Genomic DNA, 21,409 nt, shown 5'->3' with positions numbered 1-21,409 from the left:
AGGGCCCTTTTTTATGCTTGTAAATCTTGAATATAATCCATGAAAACTTGATGTCTTATTGGTTTATAGAGTATGTCGTGTGCTCCCATCTCCTTAACCTCATCTAGTGAGACTTCTTGATGGGCCGTAACGAAAACAAACTTCTTGAAATTGAGACCTTCTGAAATAAGATTCTTTAGAAAATCAATTCCATTCATTTTAGGCATACGAATATCAGAGAAAATAAAGTCGAATTGACCATTCTTTACTTTTTCAAGTGCTTCTTCGCCATTATAGGCGACTTCATAGTCTAGGCCGATTCGATCAAACATATATTGATATAATTCGACTAACTCTACTTCATCTTCTACAAATAAAAATTTCAATACTCTTAACCTTGTTTTTTGTTCAATAAGGTGAAGATAATAATAGTTAATTTTTATTTGATTTACAAGACATATTTAGTTTAGTTTAGTTAACTATTTAAAATCATTAGTCTTGAAAAATTCCACTTCTTCAAATTTTTCCTGGGCCAGCTTCAAATCCCACTCCGTGCGATAGATAAAGCATATACGCCCTTTTATATCGTAGGCGATATTAGCAGAATAACGCGACACAAATTCATCTTTCATCTTCTCTGTTGGAATTTTAACCCAGCGAATACCTGTATAAGGGAAACCTTCATATTCTCCTTTTACATTGTACTCATCCTCAAGTCTTCTTTGTACAACTTCAAATTGGAGAACACCTACGGCACCAAGAATCTTTTCAGTTGAATTATGTCTTTTAAACAATTGAACAGAGCCTTCTTCTGAAAGTTGTTGAAGTCCCTTATCAAGCTGCTTTCCTTTCATTGGATCTTTTAATAAAACTCTTTTAAAGATCTCTGGGGCAAAGCTTGGAATTCCTGTAAATTGGATAATTTCACCTTCAGTGAATGTATCACCAATCTGTAATTTTCCAGAGTCGTGGATTCCAATTATATCTCCAGGAATTGCATACTCTGTGATCTCTCTATCTTGTGCTTGAAACATAAGAGGAGTTGCAATCTTTATCTCTTTGCCAGTTCTTGCAAGAGTAACTTTTTGTCCTCTTGTGAATCGCCCAGAGCATACTCTAATGAATGCAACACGATCACGGTGCTTCTTATCCATATTTGCTTGAATCTTGAAGACAAATCCAGTGAACTTCTTTTCACTTGGATCAACCATACGTGTTTCTTCTTTTTCAAATGGGGCCTTAAGAACTTCACGCTCTCCAGGGCCTGGAGCAAATTTTGAAAAAGTATCAAGAACTTCTTTAACTCCAAAGTTATTAAGGGCAGATCCAAAATACATTGGAGTCATGATACCTGCTAGAAATTCTTCTTCGTTAAATTCTGGCATTAACTCTTCAATCATCATTAGGTCTTCTTTAAGTTTTTCTAGAAGAGTTTCACCTACAAATTCTTTAATGTGATCCGCTTTTAAATCGCTTGCATCGATAATATTTGGGCTAAACGGATCTTTAGCATCTTTAAAACTCATAATAGTTTTATTGCGAAGATCGTATACACCTTTGAACTCAACACCTGAGCCGATTGGCCAAGTCATTGGAACACATTGAATTGAGCATGTTTTCTCCACATCGTCGATTAGTTCAAACGGGTCAAGAGCATCACGATCAAACTTATTACAAAAAGATACAATAGGAGTGTCTCTCATTCGACAGACTTCCATTAGCTTCTTTGTCTGTGCTTCAACCCCTTTTGCTGAATCAATCATCATAAGAACACTTTCAACAGCTGTAAGAGTTCGATAAGTATCTTCTGAGAAGTCCTTGTGACCAGGAGTATCGAGTAGGTGCATGGCCCTTTCGTTATATGGGAATGACATAACTGAAGAAGTAATAGAGATTCCACGCTCTTTTTCCATCTCCATCCAGTCAGATTTAGCATAATTACCTTGCTTACTTTTTACCATCCCTGCGCTTCTTACAACTTGACCAAACCATAATAGCTTTTCTGTCATTGTTGTCTTACCGGCATCCGGGTGAGAGATGATTGCAAATGTTGCTCTTTTTAAATCTTCCATAGTTACTTCTTTCTTGTCTTTTCAGTTAGTATTTTATTTAATTTCTTTCGTTTCTATAAGGGCCACTTATATCTGAATTAAGCTTTGTTAATAACAAGGCTTAACAGTTCAAGACCCCTTTGTAATATTTACACGTGCAAAAATGATAGGTTGTAACTTCCAAAATCACATCGTATAAATCACAGACATATGTAGCAGGGATTGATGAATAAACATATCGATAAAGTTGTGTTGTTGTTCTTTGTTCCCCAAATTCGTGTTAATTTTCGTGTTGTTGTTTATTCTCGAATTATTCGTATGTTTTTCAATTCCTGCTACTTCAATATATAAACGCCAGTCACTGACTGGCGTTTTTTATTTCTATGCTTCTTTTATTTCTCTGTGTTTCTTTCTAATCATTTCAACTACTTCGATTGCATCATTTAGCCTTAATTGCTTAGGCGAAACTTCGTCACTTGGTAGCTCCCACAATTCTTTAAGCTCTGTGTAGAATTTTAGATTCTTATTGGCCCATACCTCATCAACTTTCTTTATTGGTGTAAAGTGTGGTGCTGTTTGAAGAACTTCTGGAGAATCGCTTAAAACATTCTTGATTGCAATGAGTACATCACAGAATTCATCTAGTTCTTTTTTAGTAAATGATTCAGTTGGCTCGATCATTAAACCAAAAACTTCAGGGAAGGCAACTGTTGGAGCATGAAGTCCGAAGTCTAAAAATAGCTTTCCAACCTTTGCAATGATTTGATTCTTTGGTGTCCCAGATTTTTCAATATGAGCAAACATATCATCACTTAATGTAATAATAAACTCATGCATTCTCGGTGTATTGTCTGCACCAAGAGGTAGCATTGGATATACATCTTTAAGTTTATTAAATAAGTACCTTGCACTTAAAACTGCAATTTGTGACATCTTAACAACGCCGTCTTGACCGAGGGCCTTAAGGTAAGTGTATGCACGAACTTTGTGGGCAACATTTCCATCGTGACGGTGAAAGTCTCCGATGCATTTTTTTGCACGTACTTTTTTAAAGCTTCCATCTGAAAGTTTTTCAACTTGAGTACCTGGTATATAATCAACAAGTTTATCACTTACTGCTACGATAGCATCACCTGGTCCACCACCACCATGTGGAATAGTCCAAGTTTTATGAAGGTTATTATGGCAAGCATCGACACCAAGCTTTTCTAAAGAGACAATACCTGCAATTGCATTCATATTGGCCCCATCCATATAGACAAGCCCATCTACTGAGTGAATTAGGTCTGCAACTTCTTTGAAGTTTTCTTCAAAAACACCTGCTGTATTTGGATTTGTAACCATGATACCGGCAATGCGATCACCATCTGTTTTAATGATCTCTTTTAATTGCTCAAGATCAATTTGACCTCTTTGGTCAGCATCAAGAGTGATAATTCCGACTTGTTTTCCATCCACTTTACCAGGAACGAATCCTGCCACTGCAGCAGTTGCTGGGTTAGTTCCATGCGCTGATTTTGGTATTAAGATAACATTCTTAGTTTGCGCATTTCCTTTATCAGCATGGTATGCTTGAAACATTTTAATACCAACAAGCTCGCCTTGAGCTCCTGCAACTGCTTGAGTTACAACACCTGGTAGTCCTGTGATGGACTTAAAGTCTTCTTGAATATTATAAAGGAGCTCAAGAGTTCCTTGAGTGTATTTATCATCTAGGTCAGGGTGGGCCATTGTGAAGCCTTTTAGACCTGCTGCCCAGTCATTTACGTATGGGTTATACTTCATTGTACATGAACCTAGTGGATAGATCGCATCATCAGGAGATACATTTAGCTCTCCACATTTATCATAGAAGGCCTTTACTTCTTCTAATGTAAATTGAGCTATCCCTGGTGCGTCTGTACGTAGGAACTTTTCTGGTAAATCAGGCATGAATACATCTGCATTTTCATCACCTGTGAAATTATTTTTAAATACGTTAATAAGCTTGTCGATATCTTCTTGTGAATGAAGATCACCAAATGAGATCTTTAATAGATTTCCTTCTAGGCCGTGGCGTCCAGTGATATCTTTTCCTATAACAATATCATCATTAGAGTTGATGAAGTCTTTTACTGGCTTATTGATTTTTAAAACGACTTCATTGAAATAAGGCGCATTAAAAGCTAATTCAACACCATCAAGGTGTAAAATATTAGCAAGGAAGTATTGTGTGTTTTGTCTTGAGATTCCAAGCTTCGTTTCTAGCCCTTGATCACCGTGAGCAAGAAGGGCGGCTCCTGCAATTGTTGCAACAAAAGATTGGTTAGAACAAATATTGCTCGTGGCCTTCTCTCGACGAATATGTTGTTCACGAGTCGATAGAACCATTGCTAGACATTGTTTATTATTCATATCAACTGCATTACCAACATAGCGGCCAGCAGTTTGACGGATTTGATTCTTGTTCTTTTCGTTAAATCGAATACCGAAAATACCAAGACCAGGTCCTCCGTAATTTGCATCAAGACATAAGTGTTGGCCTTCACCGACAATCATTGTGACACCTGACTTGTCACTTCCGTACTCACTTGGTTTTTTAAGTCCTTTGTTTGCAAGAAGAATTGGATCAATAATTGCAATAGATGACACGTCATTTTCTTGGCATAAATCTGTTAGAGCATCGACATCTTCTAAAAGTCCAAGAGAGTTTACTTGTCCAAAGGCAAATGCAGCGATGTCTTTATTTGTAGTAAGGATCTCTTTTGTAATTTCGAAATCAATAAGACCACTTTCTTTATTAATAGGTGCCCATAAGATTTCTAATCCAGTATGTGCAGCATTTGTTTCAATTACACTTCTGTCTTGTGGGTAAATTGCCTCACTTACTAGAACCTTTGTTTTTTTTCTAGCTAAACGAACACCTGTTTTAAGTGCTTCAAATAAGCAAGTTGATCTTTCATAAAGAGAAGAGTTAATTGCTTCAAAACCAGTTAGTGCAGTTATTGCACTTGAATAGATCCAAAGAGTATTAAGTGTTCCTTGAGACCTTTCTGGTTGATATGGAGTGTAGGCAGTAGTAAGTCCGCGGATATTACATACGTAAGGAACAATATCGTGAATCTTATATTGTGGTAGTCCATCTCCTAAGTAATTAGTAGGGATGTTATTTTTCTTAGAGAGTGTATCTAAATTTGCTACTAGTTCGTCGTAGTTAAGGCCCTTTTCTAAAGCGATCTTTTCAGAGAATTTAACGTCATCTTTGATATGTGAAAAAAGCTCATCTAGAGAATTAAGACCTAGCTCTTTTAACATTGATTCTATGTCGTTATCACTAGCGCTAATATAATTCTTTGCTAGCTCACGGTTTATATCCTGAGAGTTTACCTTCAAACTTCTAGGATCAAATCCTAATTTATCGATTGTTGCATTAGAAACGTCTTGTGTGTGTGACATCCATTCTCCAATTGTGTTATAAATTGTGTCTCAATTAAGAATGATTTTATAACATAGAAACAACAGGCCATCTACTTGATTTTAATATGAAAAATGACGTAAAACTAACACCTATTCAAATTCTTGTTCATGGCATTGATATTAATATGAAATCATTAGAATCTCAGAACGATGCACTAGGTCTTTGGGCCAAACAGTTAAGAGATTTTGGTGTCGAATTTGAGATTTGTTCAAGCTTAACTGATGAGGTTTCTTATTATTTAGATTTTAATGGTGAACAGTTAAGTTTAATTGATTTGAAAAAATCATCTAAGCTAACACTGGATTGGGCCAAAGAATTAAAGTCACATCTTAAAAAACGCTATGCAGTTACTAAGGAGCCTCTTTTTCGAGCTCTAAAACTCAAGGGTGATGATTTAGCACATAATCAAATTATTGATGCAACAATGGGGACAGGAAAGGATGCTTGTTTATTATTAAGTTTTAAATGCAATTTAATATGTTTTGAAAGAAACCCATATGTCTTTGCGTTAGGATTATGGGCCTATTTGCAGGCCTGTGCTAGTGACGACGAAATGATTGCTCAAACCTTTAAAAATCAGATGAGGCTAGAATATGGCCAGGCCTATTCTAGTGAAATTCCAGCTGGCTACGATCGCTGCTTTTATGATCCGATGTACGAATCAGGTAAGTCCAAAACAAAGAGCGCCCTTAGCCGTAAGGAAATGGAAACATTCAAAGAACTTGTTGGAAGTGACGAAGACCAAGCTACTATTTTATCTGAATTATGTAAGAAATTTAAGTTGGTTTGTTTTAAGAGGCCATTGAAAGCACCTAATTTAGAACTTCCGGATGATTCTAAGTGTCAGAAAGTTGTCTATACAGGTAAATCCACACGTTATGAACGTTATTTTATCCCTTAAATACTCCTAAGAATCATAGTCTTTTGATAAAGTTATTGTTATCATTTCAAGCGTTTAGTTACGAATTTTATTCAAAGGATATTCATGGATATTGTTATCTCACCTGCGAAAAAACTTAATTTTGACCACTCAGAAATTGAGCTTGCAAATAGTGTCGAATTACAAACGCCTGCATTCATCGATGAGGCCAGTGAGTTGGCAAAGAAAATGGCAAAATTTGATAGTAGTGATCTTTCTAGGATGATGAAGCTCTCTGATAATCTTGCAAATTTAAATGTGGAGCGTTTTAAAAAGTTTAAGAAGACAAATGATCTTGGTGCGGCCGTCTTTAGCTTTGCTGGCGATACATACCAGGGACTAAATGCAAGTGAATTCAAAAAAAGTGAGTTGAATTACGCCCAAAAGCATTTAAAAATCTTATCTGGTCTATATGGTGTTTTTAGCACCACTTGATGAGTTAAGAGCTTATCGACTTGAGATGGGAACACGTATCAACGCAGAAGGATTAACAAATCTCTATAACTTCTGGGCGATAAAATTGTTGAAAAAATCAATGAAGACGCTAAGAAGAATAAATCTAAGTACCTTGTGAACCTTGCTTCAGAAGAGTATTTCAAAAGTGTGAAAGATAAGCTAGTTCCTGAATTAGTAAATATACGCTTTCTTGATTGGAAGAATGGTAAATATAAAGTGATCTCATTCAATGCTAAAGAGCACGTGGAATGATGGCCCGTTATATTATCGAAAATAAAGTTAAAGATATTGAAGGCCTCAAGAAGTTTAATGTGGCCGGATATCAATATGATGGATTTGATAAAGCTAGTAACGAATTAATATTTAAAAGAAGAGAAGAATAATAAAGGAATTTATATGAAGAAGTACGATATTTATGGAATGGGAAATGCCCTTGTTGATATGGAATTTAAAGTTAGTGATGAATTCTTAACGGATCACTTAATAGAAAAAGGTCTTATGACTCTTGTTGAAAAAGAAAGACAAGATCATCTTCTTAAAGCTTTAAGTGGTAATAACGTTGGTCATTCCCAGAGCATGTGGTGGTTCTGCTGCAAATACAATTATTGGTGCGACTCAGCTAGGAGCAAAGACTTTCTACTCTTGTAAAGTTGCAGATGATGAGACAGGAGAGTTCTACAAGAATGATCTTCTTGCTAATGGTGTAAAGTCTAATATTGAGCAAGGCCTATATGATGGTGAAACAGGTAAGTGTCTCGTTATGATTTCAGATGATGCTGAAAGAACAATGAATACTTTCCTTGGAACAACTGCAACTTATTCAGATGATCAATTGGATCTAGCTAGTCTTGGTGAAAGTAAGTGGCTATATATGGAAGGCTACCTTGTTACTGGAGCTGCAGGCATTGCTGCTTGCGAAACGGCAAGAGATTATGCACGCAAAAATGATGTTAAAGTTGCATTAACTTTTTCTGATCCAGGTATTGTTGGATTCTTTAAGGATGGTTTTAAGAAAATGATCGGTAGTGAAAAACTTGATCTTCTATTTTGTAATGAAGAAGAAGCGAAGTCGTTCACAGGATTAGATAATATAGATGATGCCTTCAATGCTCTTAAAGAAGTTTCTCATACATTTGCTATTACTGCTGGGGCCAAAGGGGCCTACTTATTTGATGGGAATGAGCGTCTAAACGTTGCATCTCCAAAAGTAACAGCTATGGATACAAATGGTGCAGGTGACTTATTTGCTGGAGCATTCCTTTATGGGATTACTAATGGCCTAAATTACGCTCAAGCAGGAACACTTGCTTGTTCTTGCTCAGCAAAGCTTGTGACTCAATATGGTCCAAGACTAGAAAAAGAAACAACTCAGAGTATTTTAAAAGAAGTTTTATAGAAGGTATTAAATGACAGATTTAAAGCGTATTGAATTAAAGAAATTATTTGATCGTTCAAGTGATTTTATCGGTAATGAAGTAGTAGTTAAAGGTTGGGTTCGCTCAGTTAGAAAGTCTAAGAAGTTTTCATTCATTGTTCTTAATGATGGTTCTTCTCAAGATCTTCTCCAAATTGTAGCAGATGCTGATATTGAAAATTATGAAGCTCTTTCAACGATGCTGACAGGAACATGTGTTTCAATCACAGGTAAGGTTGTTGAGTCTCAAGGAAAGAATCAAACAATTGAGATGCAAGCAGTTACTGGTGAAATTATTGGTGCAGTTGATGAATCATACCCTCTTCAAAAGAAAGGAACTTCTCTTGAACACTTAAGAGATATTGCTCACTTAAGAGTTAGAACGAATCTCTTTGGCGCAGTTTTTCGTGTACGTCACGCACTTGCAATGGCCACTCATAACTTCTTTAATGAAAAAGGCTTCTTCTATTTAAATTCGCCAATTATTACTGCAGTAGATGGTGAAGGTGCTGGTGAGATGTTTAATGTTTCAACTCTTGATAAGCAAAACCCGGCCAAAAATGATAAAGGTGAAGTTGATTTTACTAAAGACTACTTTGGTAAAGATGTTTCACTATGTGTTACAGGTCAGCTTGAAGGTGAGTGCCACGCTCTTGGTCTTGGCAAGGTTTATACATTTGGGCCGACATTTCGATCTGAAAACTCAAATACAAAACGCCACTTAGCAGAATTTTGGATGATCGAACCTGAGGTTGCTTTTGCTGATCTTGATGATGTTGCTGATCTTGCAGCTGATTATATAAAGTATATGATTGATTATGCTTTCACTAATTGCCGCAAAGAACTTGAGTTCTTATATAAGATGCCATTTACAGATGTTGATGCATCTCATTTTGAAACTTTAGCTGCCGTTCGTGATGGAGAGTTCAAAAAGATTACTTACACAGAAGCAATTGATATATTAAATGCTTCTGGCCAAAAATTTGAATTCCCAACGAATTGGGGAGATGAGCTACAAACTGAACATGAAAAATACTTAACGGATGTTCATTTCAAGTCACCTGTTACAGTTACAGACTACCCGAAAACATGTAAGGCCTTCTATATGAAGCAAAATGACGATGGTAAAACTGTTCGTGCCATGGATGTTCTTGTTCCTGGTATTGGTGAGCTCATTGGTGGATCACAACGTGAAGAAGACCTTGATAAGCTTACAAAGCGTATGGATGAGATGGGAATGGAGAAAGAAGGTTACTGGTGGTACCTTGAGCTTCGTAAGTTCGGTTCTGCTCCTCACTCTGGTTTTGGCCTTGGGTTTGAAAGAGCAATTATGTATATTACTGGTATGAGCAATATTCGCGATGTAATTGCTTTCCCTCGTACGCCGGGAAATTGTGACTTCTAATCAAAAAAACTATCCAAATATAGTATTCTTTCCGGGGCTCAATCAGGCCCCGGGATCTTTTATTTTTTCAAATCCAAATGTTAAGTATATTTCACTTTCTTTTAATAAGAAGGCCAGGCCAAATCTTAAAGAAGATTGTGAGCGTATTAAAGAGGTATTTAAAGCAAATCCTACCGCTCATATTGTGGCCCACTCTTTAAGTGCTCTATTAATAGAATGGCTAATACAACACGATGTGATTGAAGTAGGGGATCGTAAGATTACTTACGTTGCTCCTGCATTTATACCCCGTAATAAATTAGCAAAGCTTGTTGGTAAGGTTGCTAAAGGCCCTGCCGCAATCCTTCCAATTCCATCTCTTGCCCCAATAAAGACTCGCGTTCGTTCATATGTAAGCCTTGGTGTTTATCGTGAAATTATTTTGTTAAACGAGAAGATTGAGCTAAAGAAATGTCTTCGTAAGGTTGTTGTTGATAAGAAAGATGAAATGTTAAATGTGAAGTTTCTTGGAAAGTTGCCAAATATTGAGATGGTAAGAGAAAATCGTTTCCCTCACCATCGCGCTTATGATTCATTAAAAAGAATTATTGATCAGACTTCTTAGGGGAGTTGGCCCCTTTGTTTTCAGACTTTTCACCTGATGGTTTACGGAAGTTTCCACCGCCTTTACCTTTTGGTGGACGGTTGCGATTATTTCTCCCACGAGACTTCTTCTCACCATCTTTATTATCTGATTTGTCATTTCTAGGGCCGCGATTGCGATTATTATTTGATCGTCTCTTTGGCCTATTATTGTTATGACGCTTCTTTTCGACATTTTCTTTCGGAATATTGTCATTTTCATCTTCAGTTGAATCAAGAGGAAGCTTTTCAATTTCCTCATCATCTGAAGTTGTTTCTTCATCATCCATTAACTCATGAGCATCTTCGTCTTGATCATCATCTTCATCGTGAAGGCTCTTTAGAAATGCTTGCTTTCTTAGGCGTAGCTCTTCTTCTAGTTCTTCAATTCCAATAACAACAGAGTTCTCTTTTGTGATTGATCTAAACTCTGTTGGGAATTTCCAATCTTTTGGTGGACGACAACGTTTGCGGTCGAATTGGTTCTTATAGTAGCGGCGGATATAGCCACGGTCTGTAAGCATTTCAAATTGTTCAAGGAGAATATGAAGCTTTAGGACCTTTCCAATATCGCCATTTTTAGTGCGAATATATGATCCCTCACCTGGAAGGAACTCTCTCTTATTTGTATAAACATCATCTTCATACTTAATACAGCATTTAACTTGTCCACAAACACCATTAATCTTGGCCGGGATAAGGGCAAGATTTTGATTCTTTGCCATTTTAATCGATGTATTACCGTAGTTGGTTAGAAAGTATGAACAACATGTTTGTAGTCCACAAGCACCGGTAGCACCAAGTGCAGCAGCACGGTCTCTAACTGAAATTTGACGAAGTTCAATACGCATCTTTATTTCAGAAACAAGGTCTTTGACGAGGTTTCTAAAGTCAACACGCTCTGGAGCTGTGAAGTAGAAAACGGCTTTTTTCCCAAATTGAATAAATTCAACGTGAGTTAGGTTCATATTGAGATTATGTTTTTCAATGAGGCGAATACATGTGACTTCAGCCTCATTTTCCTTTTTCATATAGCTTTTTTGCTCGTCAATATCTTCTTGAGTGGCAACTTTTGAGATGGAGCGGATTGGTAGCATTGATTTATCAAATTCAACTTCATATGGAAAAGAGTTGATATAACCTACAGTCATTCCGCGGTCACTCATGGCAATAACTTTTTGGCCATAAGTAAACTTTCTCTTACCAAGTAAAAAAGGCTGAGATTTAGCATTACCAGGAAATCTAACACGAACCATCGTTAGGGTCTGTCCTTCTTCGAACTTTCCCTCTTGCTCTTTAGCAAGTTTGTCATCGTGCTTACTGAACTTATTTGCTTTTTTCTTTTGCTCTTTATTGGATTCTCGAGGAGAGTCCTTTGCTTGTTTTGTCTCTGTATTTTTAGCAGCTTCTGATTGCTCAGAGTCCTGCGTCGTATTATTATCAGTCATTTAATTACCAAATTTATTTTTGAACAGATCTTATTGTCCTCTTTATACTGCTTTATGTCTAGCCTTTATGCATCGTAAATTGCTTATATAACGAACTGCAAAAGGCGTGAAAGACGTGATTTCACAGCACCATTAAATGGAATTTCTTCAGTTGAATTCTTTATCGCTTCTAGACACTTCATTTGATCCCTAATATCAAATTTTTCGTTTTGATTAATATAGGCAGCTATCAAGTGGTGGAGGTTTAATTCTCTGGCAGGCTTCTCTTTTATTAGGCCTTGGATTGCATCTAATTTTAGATTGCCATCTCTTATCTCTACTAAGATGTCTTTTAGCTCAGAATCTTTACAGCTTCTATCTAGAAAGCTATGAAAATCGAGATTTTGAATCTTATCAATATTATCATTAGAGTCATTTGTAATGTGAATATTAATAGTTCTTGAATCGATTGTTGCTAGTGACTTTTCATTTGAAGATTTTAGAAAAATAAATAAATGGCCAGCAGGAGGCTCTTCAAGTGTTTTTAATAATTTATTTGCCAGTATTGGTGATATTTTTTGAGAGTCTTTAAATATAGTAATGCAGTATTTTAATTTTGATGGCCTAAATCGAATAAAGTCGAAAAATTCTTCAATTTTCTTATCACTTACTTTATAGCTTTTCTCATCTGTCTCAATAATTAGTATGTCTTCATGGCCTAGAGTTAAGGATTCACTTGCATGGTCATGATCCCAATTATTTTCAAACATGAGAATATTTTCAAGGAAGTTAGTTGTCCAATTACTTAAGATTTTAGATTTCTCATCAACTTCTAATTGCCCTGCTGTGTGTAGGGTATAGAAGTGCGCCATCTGTGAAGATTTGTATCTTTCAAAAAGGGCCTTAAAGGCGAGATCTTGTTCTTGATTATTCTTTTGCATTAATAATTTGGTCAATGTTATTTATTAATTCGTTTGTAACATCATCCATGCTCTGTGAACCATCTATTACTGATACGCGATCAGAGAAAATACTTGCACAATAATCATATCCTTCAATGAGGTTTTGATGAAAGCTATTATCTCTTGATTCAAAATAGTCTTTAGGCATATTTCTTAGTCGCTGCCTCTCTAATGACTTTTGTAAATCAATTCTTAGGTAGAATGTTTTATGAGGAACGATATTAAGAGGGAAGCTAGAGTGAATATTTAAAATATATTCTGGCCCTAAACCTCTTGCTACACCTTGGTAGGCTATTGAGCTATCAAGGAAACGGTCACAGATAACAACAGTATTAGGTGTTTCAAGCTCTGGAAGAATTAATGATGAAAGATTCTGTGCTCTTGCTGAAGCAAATAAGTGTGCCTCTGCTGCTGGGTGAAGTTCTTGTGTAGACGTCAGAATTGCTTGTCTAAGCTTTTCCCCAAATGCAGTTCCACCTGGTTCTCTAATGACAATTACGTTGAAACCTTTTGTTTCTAGATAGTCTTTAATCTTTACGATTTGAGTTGATTTTCCAGATCCTTCGATACCTTCGAAACTGAAAAAATATGAGCCAGGGAAAGCGGCCTTTCTAAAGTATTGTGTTAAATTCGTGATTTCATTTGTGTTTTCCATACTTAAAAATAACACAAATATTTAATTTTTGACTACTTATTCTTTAAAATTTTGCTTAATACTCACTACCTTCAATAGCATCTTCAGGGACAAACTCATCTTCATAGAATTCTTCTTGTCCTCCTGCAGCAGGTGATCGCTCAAGATAATCATCGACAATTTCACGGGCCGCATCAAGTTCGTCATAATTTTCTAACTCTTCTTGTTGTGGATCAAAAGTTTCTTTTGAGATTCTCTCTCTAATTGGATCAAGCTCTAATGCTTCAGAGTTATCATCAAAAATAACTTCAGGAGGCAGGTCTCTTGGATCCATTTGTCCATCAGTCATCTCTCTAGTGTCACTTAGAAAACTTCCTTTATTAAGAGGTCTATCGCTTCTTGTGATCTCTCTTTTAGGTGCCTCTTTTTTCTTTTTAATTCTCGTTGTAGGCTTCTTTGTTGGCTTTGGCCTTTCTTGAACTTTTGGTTGAGTTCTCTTCTTAGCAGCTGGAGTACGTTGCGTTCTTTGCACTTTTTGTTTTTTCGCTACTGGCTCAGGGCTTCCTGAAAAGTTTGAAAAAGTAAAAAATACTGCAGCTACAATGATAAAGCTAAAAGCAAAAGCTGCTAGTCTAAACATTGCAGTATTATCTGTTTGTTCTTTTTGTTCAAAGTCATCAATTTGTGGTTTATTCGGATTTAGCTTTTGGTTTCCAATATAAGCAAGATCATAAATAAATTCGCGATCGCCTTGATCTTTTTTAGATACTGCCATCGCTCGATCCGCATCAAGCATAGAATTTTGAAAAACATGGCCTTGTGGTGACTCAGGCAAACTTTGATTATCTCTAGTTCGACGATCAAATACTTCAAATTCGTAAATTGTTCCCCAGCTGAGCCCATTATCAACAGATACTAGATCAGTGTGAAGCACCTCTAATTTATCAAGCTTTGCATTGACCTCATTACTTGTAAAAGGTCCATCTTTCTTACCATTTTTTAGTAAGAAGAATTGATCATCTTCATCAATTTTAAATTCTTTTACAATCTCAGGTCTTCGTCTTTGGAATAGTGGGTGAGAAGTTACTGGTGTCCAATCTGAGTCGTTTAAGCTCTTAGCGAGAACATTTTGATTAAGAAGTCCATAGTCATCAATAAACTCTTTTAAATCTTCCTGCCAGAATGGTCCAAGTTCTTTTCCACTGTCTTTAATATAGTAGACTTCATTTGGCTCATAGAGGCCAGCTGAGATCTGCTTCTTAGTCAGTAGATATTCTGTAACTTTCTTCTTTGTATTTGAACTCATAAATCCTCAAACCCTGATAAGTTTAATCACTTTCTTACTAGAGTTATCGGAAAATATTGCCTGATGTTTAATAAAGCTTTAAAAATAAAGGCCGACTTATAAAGTCGGCCTAGTAAGTATCTGTAATGTAATTATGAAATTATAGGATTGAGAAATAGGCCGACACTACTAGTCTGGCATTCTTAAGTGTTTCATCAACGAAATCAGGATCTTCACCTCTAAAGTCTACTGGCTCTAGAGCTAGTGATGCTGATAGAGAAACAAATGGGAAGCTGTATCCAATTTCTGGAGAAACTGAAAGAGTCTCAGCTTCTGTACTTCCAGATTTTCTTTGTTGTCTATAGTAGTCAATTGTAAGTGATGTATATAGCTTATCACTTATATAATATGTAGGAGCAACTGCTGCGTAGTAATTTGCTAAAAGAGATGATTTACCAGAGTTTCTAATATAACTTTCGTAAAATGCATAAGTACCGATTCTTAATTTATCGTTAATCGTCTTTCCACCAATTAGGTAAAAGCGTTGTTTTGCATCATATCCAGACTTTCTTGTGGCGGCCGGGTAGTGGTATAGACGGTATTGAAGATAAAGGTCGTAACCATTTTCTTTATCAGTTAAAAGTTTCTTAACATAAAGTCTTGCTTGAGTTGCACCGTATTGTTGATGAATTGTACGGCTTCCATCTTTATTTTCTTGTTTTTCTGAGAAGTCTGTTTGCCAATAAGGAACAACTTTTACAGCAAATCTGTCGTTGATATTGTAACCTAGATATAGGTAGTTATAGAAACTGTATCCATTAATTGATTCTTTAAAACCATTTGAGCCTTCCACTAAATATTGGGCATTGAATGGTGATTTCTTTAATTTTTGCCAAATTGTGTTTTCTTCTGGATTTGGTGTCGCTGCTGTTTGTTGAGTTGTCGTTGTAGCTGGTACTGAAGGCATTGATGCCGTTGATGTAGCACCAAGTGCGCTGGTAACCATGAATGCGAGTATCGCTCCCCTAAATAATCCCATTTTTTTCTCCCTCTTTTTATACAATAGCCAATAATCGAAGTTTTTTTATTGTATGGCAATCCAGAATTTCGTTAAGGTACAAAATTAAAGTTATATGTAAGATTTTTTAAGAAAATGACACTCGTTTTTTATAATTTTATGTAAAATGTATCCACTAGGTGTCATCTCGACCACATTTTTAGCTTCTATTCTCTTAGATGTATCTTTATACTATTTGTATGTTGTTGATTTTTCTTATTCAGGCGATTCTTCGAATAGTGGCCTATCCATTTTTTCTATTTTTCTACTTATTAAGAATAGGGCCATTTTATCGTCGAGTAAGTTTTGAGTCCAAAAATTATCAGGATGAAGGAACGAGAGCATTTTCTCGTGTAGGCAAGAAGGCCCACTGCTTATTTCATTTCTCAAGTGAAGGGGAGTTCGAGCAAATTAGGCCTATTATTGATGAGCTAATTTCACATGGTAAAAATGTTGAATTGCTTTTCACTTCTCCTAGTGTGGAGCACAAGGTCGTTGAATATTATCAGGCCCATCGTGAGAGAGTTCGTTATCTAAGGTTGCCCCTCATCACATACTTTCCACTTTTAAAAAGACAAAATATTATTGCTTGGTCTAGTGCCTCAAAGATGATGATGGTTAGATATGACTTTTTTCCTGAGCTTATTTATCTTGGATCAAAGATGAGTGAGTTTATCTTATTTTCCGCTACTTCAAAAAGCTCTAAAGCAAGGTTTAATAAAGATGGTAAACCTATCATCTCTTGGATTAAGAAGTTTATCTACGCTCAATTTAGTGAGGTTATAGCAGCAACTATTGAAGATCAGAAGGTATTTGAAAGTGCGCAGTTAGGCACTCAGATCGTTGCCCCAATTGAACTTCGTATGCTTCAGATTAACTCTCGTCAAAAGAGTTTTAGAAAGCATAAACACTATGAGTTCTTAAGTCAGATTTTAGGACTCTATCCTTATCAAGATAGAATTTGTCTTGCTCAAATGTGGATAAATGAATTCACTTTCTTTAATGATACAAATTTATTAAATGATATAGCAGATAAGAAGAAATTTGTGTTTCTAGCTCCCCATCTATTAAAAGAAGATAAAGTGGAGGAGATGTTATCAGAGATCAAAAAACTCTCTCCTAAGCTTAAGATACATATTCTAGATGAATCAAAATTAACACTTGAATCTTTTCAGTCTTTTCTGAAAGAGATTACAATGAATCCTGGACTAATCTTATGTACAGTGAAGGGAATCCTTTGTGAAATCTATCCATACTTTCATAAGGTGTACGTTGGTGGTGGCCACGGTAAAGGTGTTCACTCACTATTGGAGCCATTTGTTGCTGGTTCAAGGATCTTCTGTGGCCCTAATATTCATCGTTCGACAGAATACGATATGATTATCTCATCAAATTTTAATATAAAGATTATCGAAGACTGTCATGAGATTTACCATATAATGAGTCAAGTAAACGAAGACTCTATGAAACCTGAGGTCATCTCTGCTATGATTGAAGAGAGCGAATTGGCCAAGAGAAAATTAATTAACTTATTAACAAAGTAAAATTATGAATAAAAATATTGATACATTAATTATAGGTAATAATATAACGAGTTTTTTAACTTCGTCTCAAATTTTAAAAAGCGGGCATGATGCCGTGTATTTAAAGGATCAAAGAATTAAGTCTAACGATCCTTATTTTAAATTCTATGGGCCTATTGATTTAGCTTTCATTAAAACATGGATATCAGATATTGATGAAGAGTCATCAATTTTTAAGAAATCAAATTTTGAGCTCGCTCCATTTTGCTTATTAGTTAATTCTAAAAGATATGAATTCGCATCACCTAGGCCTTATCTGAATTATTCACAGGTAACAAGACAATTTCCAAACTTACATGCGCAATTGCAGCAGATACTTGCTTCTGAACAAAAAGAGATAAGTGATTTTGAAGAGGACTTCCTAACAGCAGTAAGTCGTCTTGGAGAGTCATTATGTCGTTACAAGACGATTCACCAAGTTTCTGTTGCTACTTTTAAAAGTGCACTTCCTGATTATATTTATGATTGTTACTCTTCATTTAGACGAGAGTTTAAAAATAATAGTGAATTACAAAAGCTAATGAGTTCTTTGCGCTGTATTTATACACAATCAATAGAGCTTACATTTTCTGATCTTGAGTTAATTTACTTCTTCATTGTTTTATTATCTCCAAGATATCGCTTTATTTGGAGTCTCGCCCTAGAGGCCCAGGCCAAGGATGCCATCGAAAAGCTTGGAGGAGTAACTTTAGAAGATACGATTGAAGAATTTAGTTTTTCAAACGCAAGACCTTGGGCCACTCAACTTGCTTCTTATAGTGGAGTTGTAGCACCATCAAAAATGGCCATCTTCAGCTCTAACGTTGAAAGGTTGGGAATTGGCCATGATTTAAGTAGCGTATATGGCTGTATCAAGCTTAATTATAAAATGTCTGATAATTTATTATCTGGAGAGTATTATCATTTTGATGCTCATAGCTTTGGTAGCGATGTTGCCTTTATTCGTAAAAAAGTAAGTGGTGATGGCGTTTGTGAAGTGAAGGTGTATTGGCGCTTTGAAGACTGTTTCAAAGTAGACTTTGTTCAAGATATGTTTCACAAGCTACTAATTGAAAATGAGATAATCGATTCACAAGACGTTTTATTAAATTGTGTTGCCATTGATGAGGTTTGTCTTTTAAGAAATCATGGACTTTTAAATGCTAGAGAAAATGTAAAACTCAAGTTTAGAACAGGAAGTCGTGGTAAACTTGAAAGTGTAAAGGGCGTGTATTATCACGGGCCTTTAAAGAAAAATAACCTTGGAATAACTCAAACTCTATTAGAGGCAAGAGACTATAAAACTTTTGTCTAAAATTAGGGACTATAATGATAGAAAGTAAAAAGCATAATGAGTTAAATAATGATAAAGGACAGACTGTTGTCGAGTATCTGCTTTTAATTACTGCAATTGTATCCATTATGTTTGCTGCTTTTCAAACTCTTGATGCCAGATTCAAGGCCGATCCCGGTGCTTGTGATCGAGGCAGCATAAACCCTCTGTGTTTCCTTGATACCATAGGTCTTGATAGCTCAACTGATGTCAGGGCCGATAAATTTCGCTATTACAACCTTCGTTAGACATTCTAAGTGCTTGATTTTTAACTGTTTTTCCTTCTCCATGAAATAATTTCATCAACGTTCACCTTTTGCAGAGAATAATCTCGCTACGTGTTATAAACAAGTATAAAACTCTTATTTAGTACAAAGAACTACAAAGAACAGGGAGTACAGAATGAAAACAACAAAGTTTAATTGCGCCGTGATGGCAGCATTGATCTTTTCTAGTGCAGCTTCATTTGCACAAGAAGACCCACTATTAAGTGAGACAGATCAAGTCGTTCATACAGATGAAATTAATCTGGATGGATTTTACAAAAAGAAAAAGAAGAAATCTGCGGCAGACAAGATTCAAAAGCTTCGTCGTGAGCTCGAGGAAAAGCATGAGCAAATGATGAGAAAGAATGTTGAGGATATGCGTCTTAAAGAAGAGAGAAGAATCGCTAAGAAGATTCAAAAGGCTCTAGAAGGTCAAATTAAGGCCATGGACGAGATCAATAGCATTCAATCAGCTCCAGCTAGATCTGAGGTCGTAGCTCCAGTTGTACCTCAAGGGCCACAATTGGATAATAAAGTTTCTGTTCAAACAGGATTTAAAACAATCACTGGTGATCAGAAAGAGTGGACAGCAGGACTTAATTTTGATGCGGTAGTAGAAACTAAAGTTTCTGATCGCGTTGATGTAGGTATTAGTGTTGGTTATATGGGAATGACTATTGGTGACCAAGACTTAGCTAGTAATAGAGGATACTCATGTAGTTATTCTGGTTGTTACAGCACTGGTTATTACCACTCAGCAAATGATGAAATTTCATATAATGAGTTTAATTTCGGTGGACACGCTAAGTTCTACTTTTCTCGTGCTGCGAAAATTAAGCCATTCTTAAGCCTTGGGACTAAAGTTCACTTTGGTAACTTTAAAATTGAAAACCCAAGAGATAGCTTTAATAATACTGAATTATCTTATCGCTATGTTTCAGGTGGAGCGACTTTAGGTGCAGAAGTTAATTTTGCTAAAGAATTTGGAGTTCAGCTAGCGCTAAACTACGATAAGAATATCTTTAGAATGGGTGAAGAAGATGAATATGCTGGTTCAGCAAATGATTATGTTCTAAATAATCAAGCTAAGAACCTTGAAGGTGCAGATTCATTCACTTTAGGTCTTGGACTGTCATACCTATTCTAATCAATTGTTTAAATAAGAAATTTATCCTGTTCTAATAAGAAGGCTCCCAAAGTGGAGCCTTTTTTTGTTTGCATAACCTGTCAAAATCCCTACAATAGTGTCAAAACAATTAATCAGAAGAAAGGAATCATAGATGAAACCAGTCTACATTGTTGAGGCCGTAAGAACTCCACAGGCCAAATCCGGTACAATTATTAAAGATATTCAAGCGCCATACCTTGGAGCTTACCTTGTACGTCATATTATGGATGGGACAAGTATTGAAGATGATGCTGTTGATGAGGTTATTTTTGGTAACACAGGGACACCAGCTAAATATCCAAATATTGGACGAGTTATCGCTCTTGAAGCAGGACTACATAAGAAAACTTCAGGTTACTCTGTTCACCGCAATTGTGCCTCTGGTTTAGAAGCTGCTTCACAAGGCTTTTTAAAAGTAGCATCTGGCCGCAGCGAGATCGTTGTTGCTGGTGGTGTTGAGTCGATGTCAAATATGCCTCTTATCTATGGAAAGCAGATGACTGAGCTTTTTGCAAAGCTTATGAAGGCAAAAACAACAGGTGATAAGCTAAAAGTTTTATCAAGCTTTAAGCCGGCCTATCTTTCTCCTATTGTTGCTATTGAGCAAGGTCTAACAGATCCTTTTTGTGGGTTAAATATGGGACAAACAGCAGAACTTCTTGCACGTGAGTTAGGAATTACACGTGAGCAACAAGATGAGTATGCAAATGAGTCACACCACAAGGCCATTAAGGCCATTGAAGAAGGACGTTTTGCAGATGAAATTGTCCCTTTAATATACGGTGCAAAATTAGATAAATTATTAATGAATGATCACGGTCCACGTAAAGAATCTTCTGTTGAAGGTCTTGCTAAGATGAAGCCTTACTTTGATCGTAAATCAGGTACAGTTACAGTTGGAAATAGTTGTCCAATTACTGATGGTGGATCAGCAATCCTTTTCTGCTCTGAAGAGGCAGTGAAAAAATACAACTTAGAGCCAATGGCGCGAGTTGTTGACTACCACTTCCACGGTCTAGAGCCTGAGCGTATGGGAATGGGGCCTCTGTTAGCAATGGATGGTGTTTTTAGAAGAACAGGTCTAACTTTAGAACAGATGGATCTTGTTGAAATTAACGAAGCATTTGCTGCTCAAATTATCGCTGTTAAGAAAGCTTTTACTGATCAAAAAGTTGCAGACAAATTTGGTGTTGATAAGCTTTGGGGAGAAATTCCTGATGAGAAACTTAATGTAAACGGTGGGGCAATTGCACTTGGTCACCCTGTTGGTTCAACTGGATCACGTCTTGTTGTTACACTTGCACATGAGCTTAAAAAGCGTAAGGCCGGTTACGGAATTGCTTCCCTTTGTATTGGTGGTGGCCAAGGTGGTGCCATGATTATTGAGAACCTTCAAAAATAAGTAGGATACAG

17 protein-coding genes and 2 pseudogenes are annotated in these 21,409 nt (G+C 36.3%); 11 read left to right on the top strand and 8 right to left on the bottom strand.

The genetic code is table 11. The features are described from left to right. Positions 1–11: 11 nt before the first annotated feature. The 3 genes from BALOs_RS08085 to gcvPB all read right to left on the bottom strand — a co-directional run bounded on the left by BALOs_RS08085 (position 12) and on the right by gcvPB (position 5,465). On the bottom strand, positions 12–365 hold the full coding sequence (locus tag BALOs_RS08085; protein ID WP_115362830.1) for a response regulator: 354 nt from the start codon (positions 363–365) through the stop codon (positions 12–14). Positions 366–458: 93 nt separating this feature from the next. After that, complete coding sequence (locus tag BALOs_RS08080; RefSeq protein WP_120404853.1) at positions 459–2,051, bottom strand: peptide chain release factor 3; 1,593 nt, start codon at positions 2,049–2,051, stop codon at positions 459–461. 360 nt (positions 2,052–2,411) lie between these two features. Continuing rightward, positions 2,412–5,465, bottom strand: a complete 3,054-nt coding sequence (gene gcvPB, locus BALOs_RS08075) for an aminomethyl-transferring glycine dehydrogenase subunit GcvPB (protein ID WP_120404852.1) — start codon at positions 5,463–5,465, stop codon at positions 2,412–2,414. 86 nt (positions 5,466–5,551) lie between these two features. Between gcvPB and BALOs_RS08070 the strand changes: the two genes are divergently transcribed. The 6 genes and pseudogenes from BALOs_RS08070 to BALOs_RS08050 all read left to right on the top strand — a co-directional run bounded on the left by BALOs_RS08070 (position 5,552) and on the right by BALOs_RS08050 (position 10,285). Further along, a complete protein-coding gene (locus BALOs_RS08070; protein ID WP_120404851.1) occupies positions 5,552–6,388 on the top strand; it encodes a class I SAM-dependent methyltransferase in 837 nt (278 codons plus the stop codon). An 84-nt stretch (positions 6,389–6,472) separates the two neighbouring features. After that, positions 6,473–6,841, top strand: a complete 369-nt coding sequence (locus tag BALOs_RS15330; RefSeq protein WP_205570946.1) for a YaaA family protein — start codon at positions 6,473–6,475, stop codon at positions 6,839–6,841. After that, positions 6,819–7,245, top strand: a pseudogene (locus tag BALOs_RS15550) (YaaA family protein). Before BALOs_RS15330 ends, BALOs_RS15550 begins: the two are co-directional and overlap by 23 nt. A gap of 13 nt (positions 7,246–7,258) precedes the next feature. Further along, positions 7,259–8,258: pseudogene (locus tag BALOs_RS08060) on the top strand (adenosine kinase). 10 nt (positions 8,259–8,268) lie between these two features. Continuing rightward, on the top strand, positions 8,269–9,681 hold the full coding sequence (gene asnS / locus BALOs_RS08055; RefSeq protein WP_115362819.1) for an asparagine--tRNA ligase: 1,413 nt from the start codon (positions 8,269–8,271) through the stop codon (positions 9,679–9,681). Continuing rightward, the gene (locus tag BALOs_RS08050; protein WP_162929616.1) at positions 9,671–10,285 is read left to right on the top strand and encodes an alpha/beta hydrolase; all 615 of its coding nucleotides are present in this window, start codon (positions 9,671–9,673) and stop codon (positions 10,283–10,285) included. The genes asnS and BALOs_RS08050 overlap by 11 nt, the downstream gene beginning before the upstream one ends. On the opposite strand, the gene BALOs_RS08045 is transcribed toward BALOs_RS08050, so the two are convergent. The 5 genes from BALOs_RS08045 to BALOs_RS08025 form a co-directional block, all read right to left on the bottom strand. Then, complete coding sequence (locus BALOs_RS08045; RefSeq protein WP_120404849.1) at positions 10,266–11,750, bottom strand: regulatory iron-sulfur-containing complex subunit RicT; 1,485 nt, start codon at positions 11,748–11,750, stop codon at positions 10,266–10,268. The genes BALOs_RS08050 and BALOs_RS08045 overlap by 20 nt on opposite strands. 83 nt (positions 11,751–11,833) lie before the next feature. After that, positions 11,834–12,685 (bottom strand): hypothetical protein, encoded by an 852-nt coding sequence (locus BALOs_RS08040; protein ID WP_162929615.1) that lies wholly within the window; start codon positions 12,683–12,685, stop codon positions 11,834–11,836. Then, complete coding sequence (tmk, locus tag BALOs_RS08035; RefSeq protein WP_115362812.1) at positions 12,657–13,346, bottom strand: dTMP kinase; 690 nt, start codon at positions 13,344–13,346, stop codon at positions 12,657–12,659. Before tmk ends, BALOs_RS08040 begins: the two co-directional genes overlap by 29 nt. 55 nt (positions 13,347–13,401) lie before the next feature. Then, a complete protein-coding gene (locus BALOs_RS08030) occupies positions 13,402–14,631 on the bottom strand; it encodes a hypothetical protein (RefSeq protein WP_115362810.1) in 1,230 nt (409 codons plus the stop codon). 139 nt (positions 14,632–14,770) lie between these two features. After that, positions 14,771–15,649 carry an autotransporter domain-containing protein gene (locus BALOs_RS08025; protein WP_120404846.1) on the bottom strand — a complete coding sequence of 293 codons (879 nt, stop codon included), beginning with the start codon at positions 15,647–15,649 and terminating at the stop codon, positions 14,771–14,773. Between the two features lie 218 nt (positions 15,650–15,867). Between BALOs_RS08025 and BALOs_RS08020 the strand changes: the two genes are divergently transcribed. The 5 genes from BALOs_RS08020 (at position 15,868) to BALOs_RS08000 (ending at position 21,398) form a co-directional block, all read left to right on the top strand. Next, a complete protein-coding gene (locus BALOs_RS08020) occupies positions 15,868–17,211 on the top strand; it encodes a glycosyltransferase N-terminal domain-containing protein (RefSeq protein ID WP_162929614.1) in 1,344 nt (447 codons plus the stop codon). Positions 17,212–17,215: 4 nt separating this feature from the next. Continuing rightward, positions 17,216–18,544, top strand: coding sequence for a hypothetical protein (locus tag BALOs_RS08015; RefSeq protein WP_120404844.1), 1,329 nt, complete (start codon positions 17,216–17,218; stop codon positions 18,542–18,544). Between the two features lie 14 nt (positions 18,545–18,558). Further along, positions 18,559–18,810, top strand: a complete 252-nt coding sequence (locus BALOs_RS08010; RefSeq protein WP_115362803.1) for a hypothetical protein — start codon at positions 18,559–18,561, stop codon at positions 18,808–18,810. Between the two features lie 154 nt (positions 18,811–18,964). Then, positions 18,965–19,975 carry an OmpH family outer membrane protein gene (locus BALOs_RS08005; protein WP_115362801.1) on the top strand — a complete coding sequence of 337 codons (1,011 nt, stop codon included), beginning with the start codon at positions 18,965–18,967 and terminating at the stop codon, positions 19,973–19,975. A 133-nt stretch (positions 19,976–20,108) separates the two neighbouring features. Next, positions 20,109–21,398 (top strand): thiolase family protein, encoded by a 1,290-nt coding sequence (locus tag BALOs_RS08000; protein WP_115362799.1) that lies wholly within the window; start codon positions 20,109–20,111, stop codon positions 21,396–21,398. Positions 21,399–21,409: the final 11 nt, after the last annotated feature.

The sequence above is a fragment of the Halobacteriovorax sp. BALOs_7 genome, assembly GCF_003612895.1.
GTDB lineage: Bacteria > Bdellovibrionota > Bacteriovoracia > Bacteriovoracales > Bacteriovoracaceae > Halobacteriovorax_A > Halobacteriovorax_A vibrionivorans.
This window is presented reverse-complemented; position numbering and strand designations above follow the sequence as displayed.

Excerpts from the sequence above, each read along its gene's own strand:
- gcvPB (WP_120404852.1), bottom strand. The coding sequence starts at position 5,465 with ATGTCACACACACAAGACGTTTCTAATGCAACAATCGATAAATTAGGA.
- BALOs_RS08010 (WP_115362803.1), top strand. The coding sequence starts at position 18,559 with ATGATAGAAAGTAAAAAGCATAATGAGTTAAATAATGATAAAGGACAG.
- BALOs_RS08045 (WP_120404849.1), bottom strand. The coding sequence starts at position 11,750 with ATGACTGATAATAATACGACGCAGGACTCTGAGCAATCAGAAGCTGCT.
- BALOs_RS08030 (WP_115362810.1), bottom strand. The coding sequence starts at position 14,631 with ATGAGTTCAAATACAAAGAAGAAAGTTACAGAATATCTACTGACTAAG.
- BALOs_RS15330 (WP_205570946.1), top strand. The coding sequence starts at position 6,473 with ATGGATATTGTTATCTCACCTGCGAAAAAACTTAATTTTGACCACTCA.
- BALOs_RS08000 (WP_115362799.1), top strand. The coding sequence starts at position 20,109 with ATGAAACCAGTCTACATTGTTGAGGCCGTAAGAACTCCACAGGCCAAA.
- BALOs_RS08020 (WP_162929614.1), top strand. The coding sequence starts at position 15,868 with ATGTTGTTGATTTTTCTTATTCAGGCGATTCTTCGAATAGTGGCCTAT.
- BALOs_RS08080 (WP_120404853.1), bottom strand. The coding sequence starts at position 2,051 with ATGGAAGATTTAAAAAGAGCAACATTTGCAATCATCTCTCACCCGGAT.
- BALOs_RS08015 (WP_120404844.1), top strand. The coding sequence starts at position 17,216 with ATGAATAAAAATATTGATACATTAATTATAGGTAATAATATAACGAGT.
- BALOs_RS08025 (WP_120404846.1), bottom strand. The coding sequence starts at position 15,649 with ATGGGATTATTTAGGGGAGCGATACTCGCATTCATGGTTACCAGCGCA.
- tmk (WP_115362812.1), bottom strand. The coding sequence starts at position 13,346 with ATGGAAAACACAAATGAAATCACGAATTTAACACAATACTTTAGAAAG.
- BALOs_RS08070 (WP_120404851.1), top strand. The coding sequence starts at position 5,552 with ATGAAAAATGACGTAAAACTAACACCTATTCAAATTCTTGTTCATGGC.
- asnS (WP_115362819.1), top strand. The coding sequence starts at position 8,269 with ATGACAGATTTAAAGCGTATTGAATTAAAGAAATTATTTGATCGTTCA.
- BALOs_RS08005 (WP_115362801.1), top strand. The coding sequence starts at position 18,965 with ATGAAAACAACAAAGTTTAATTGCGCCGTGATGGCAGCATTGATCTTT.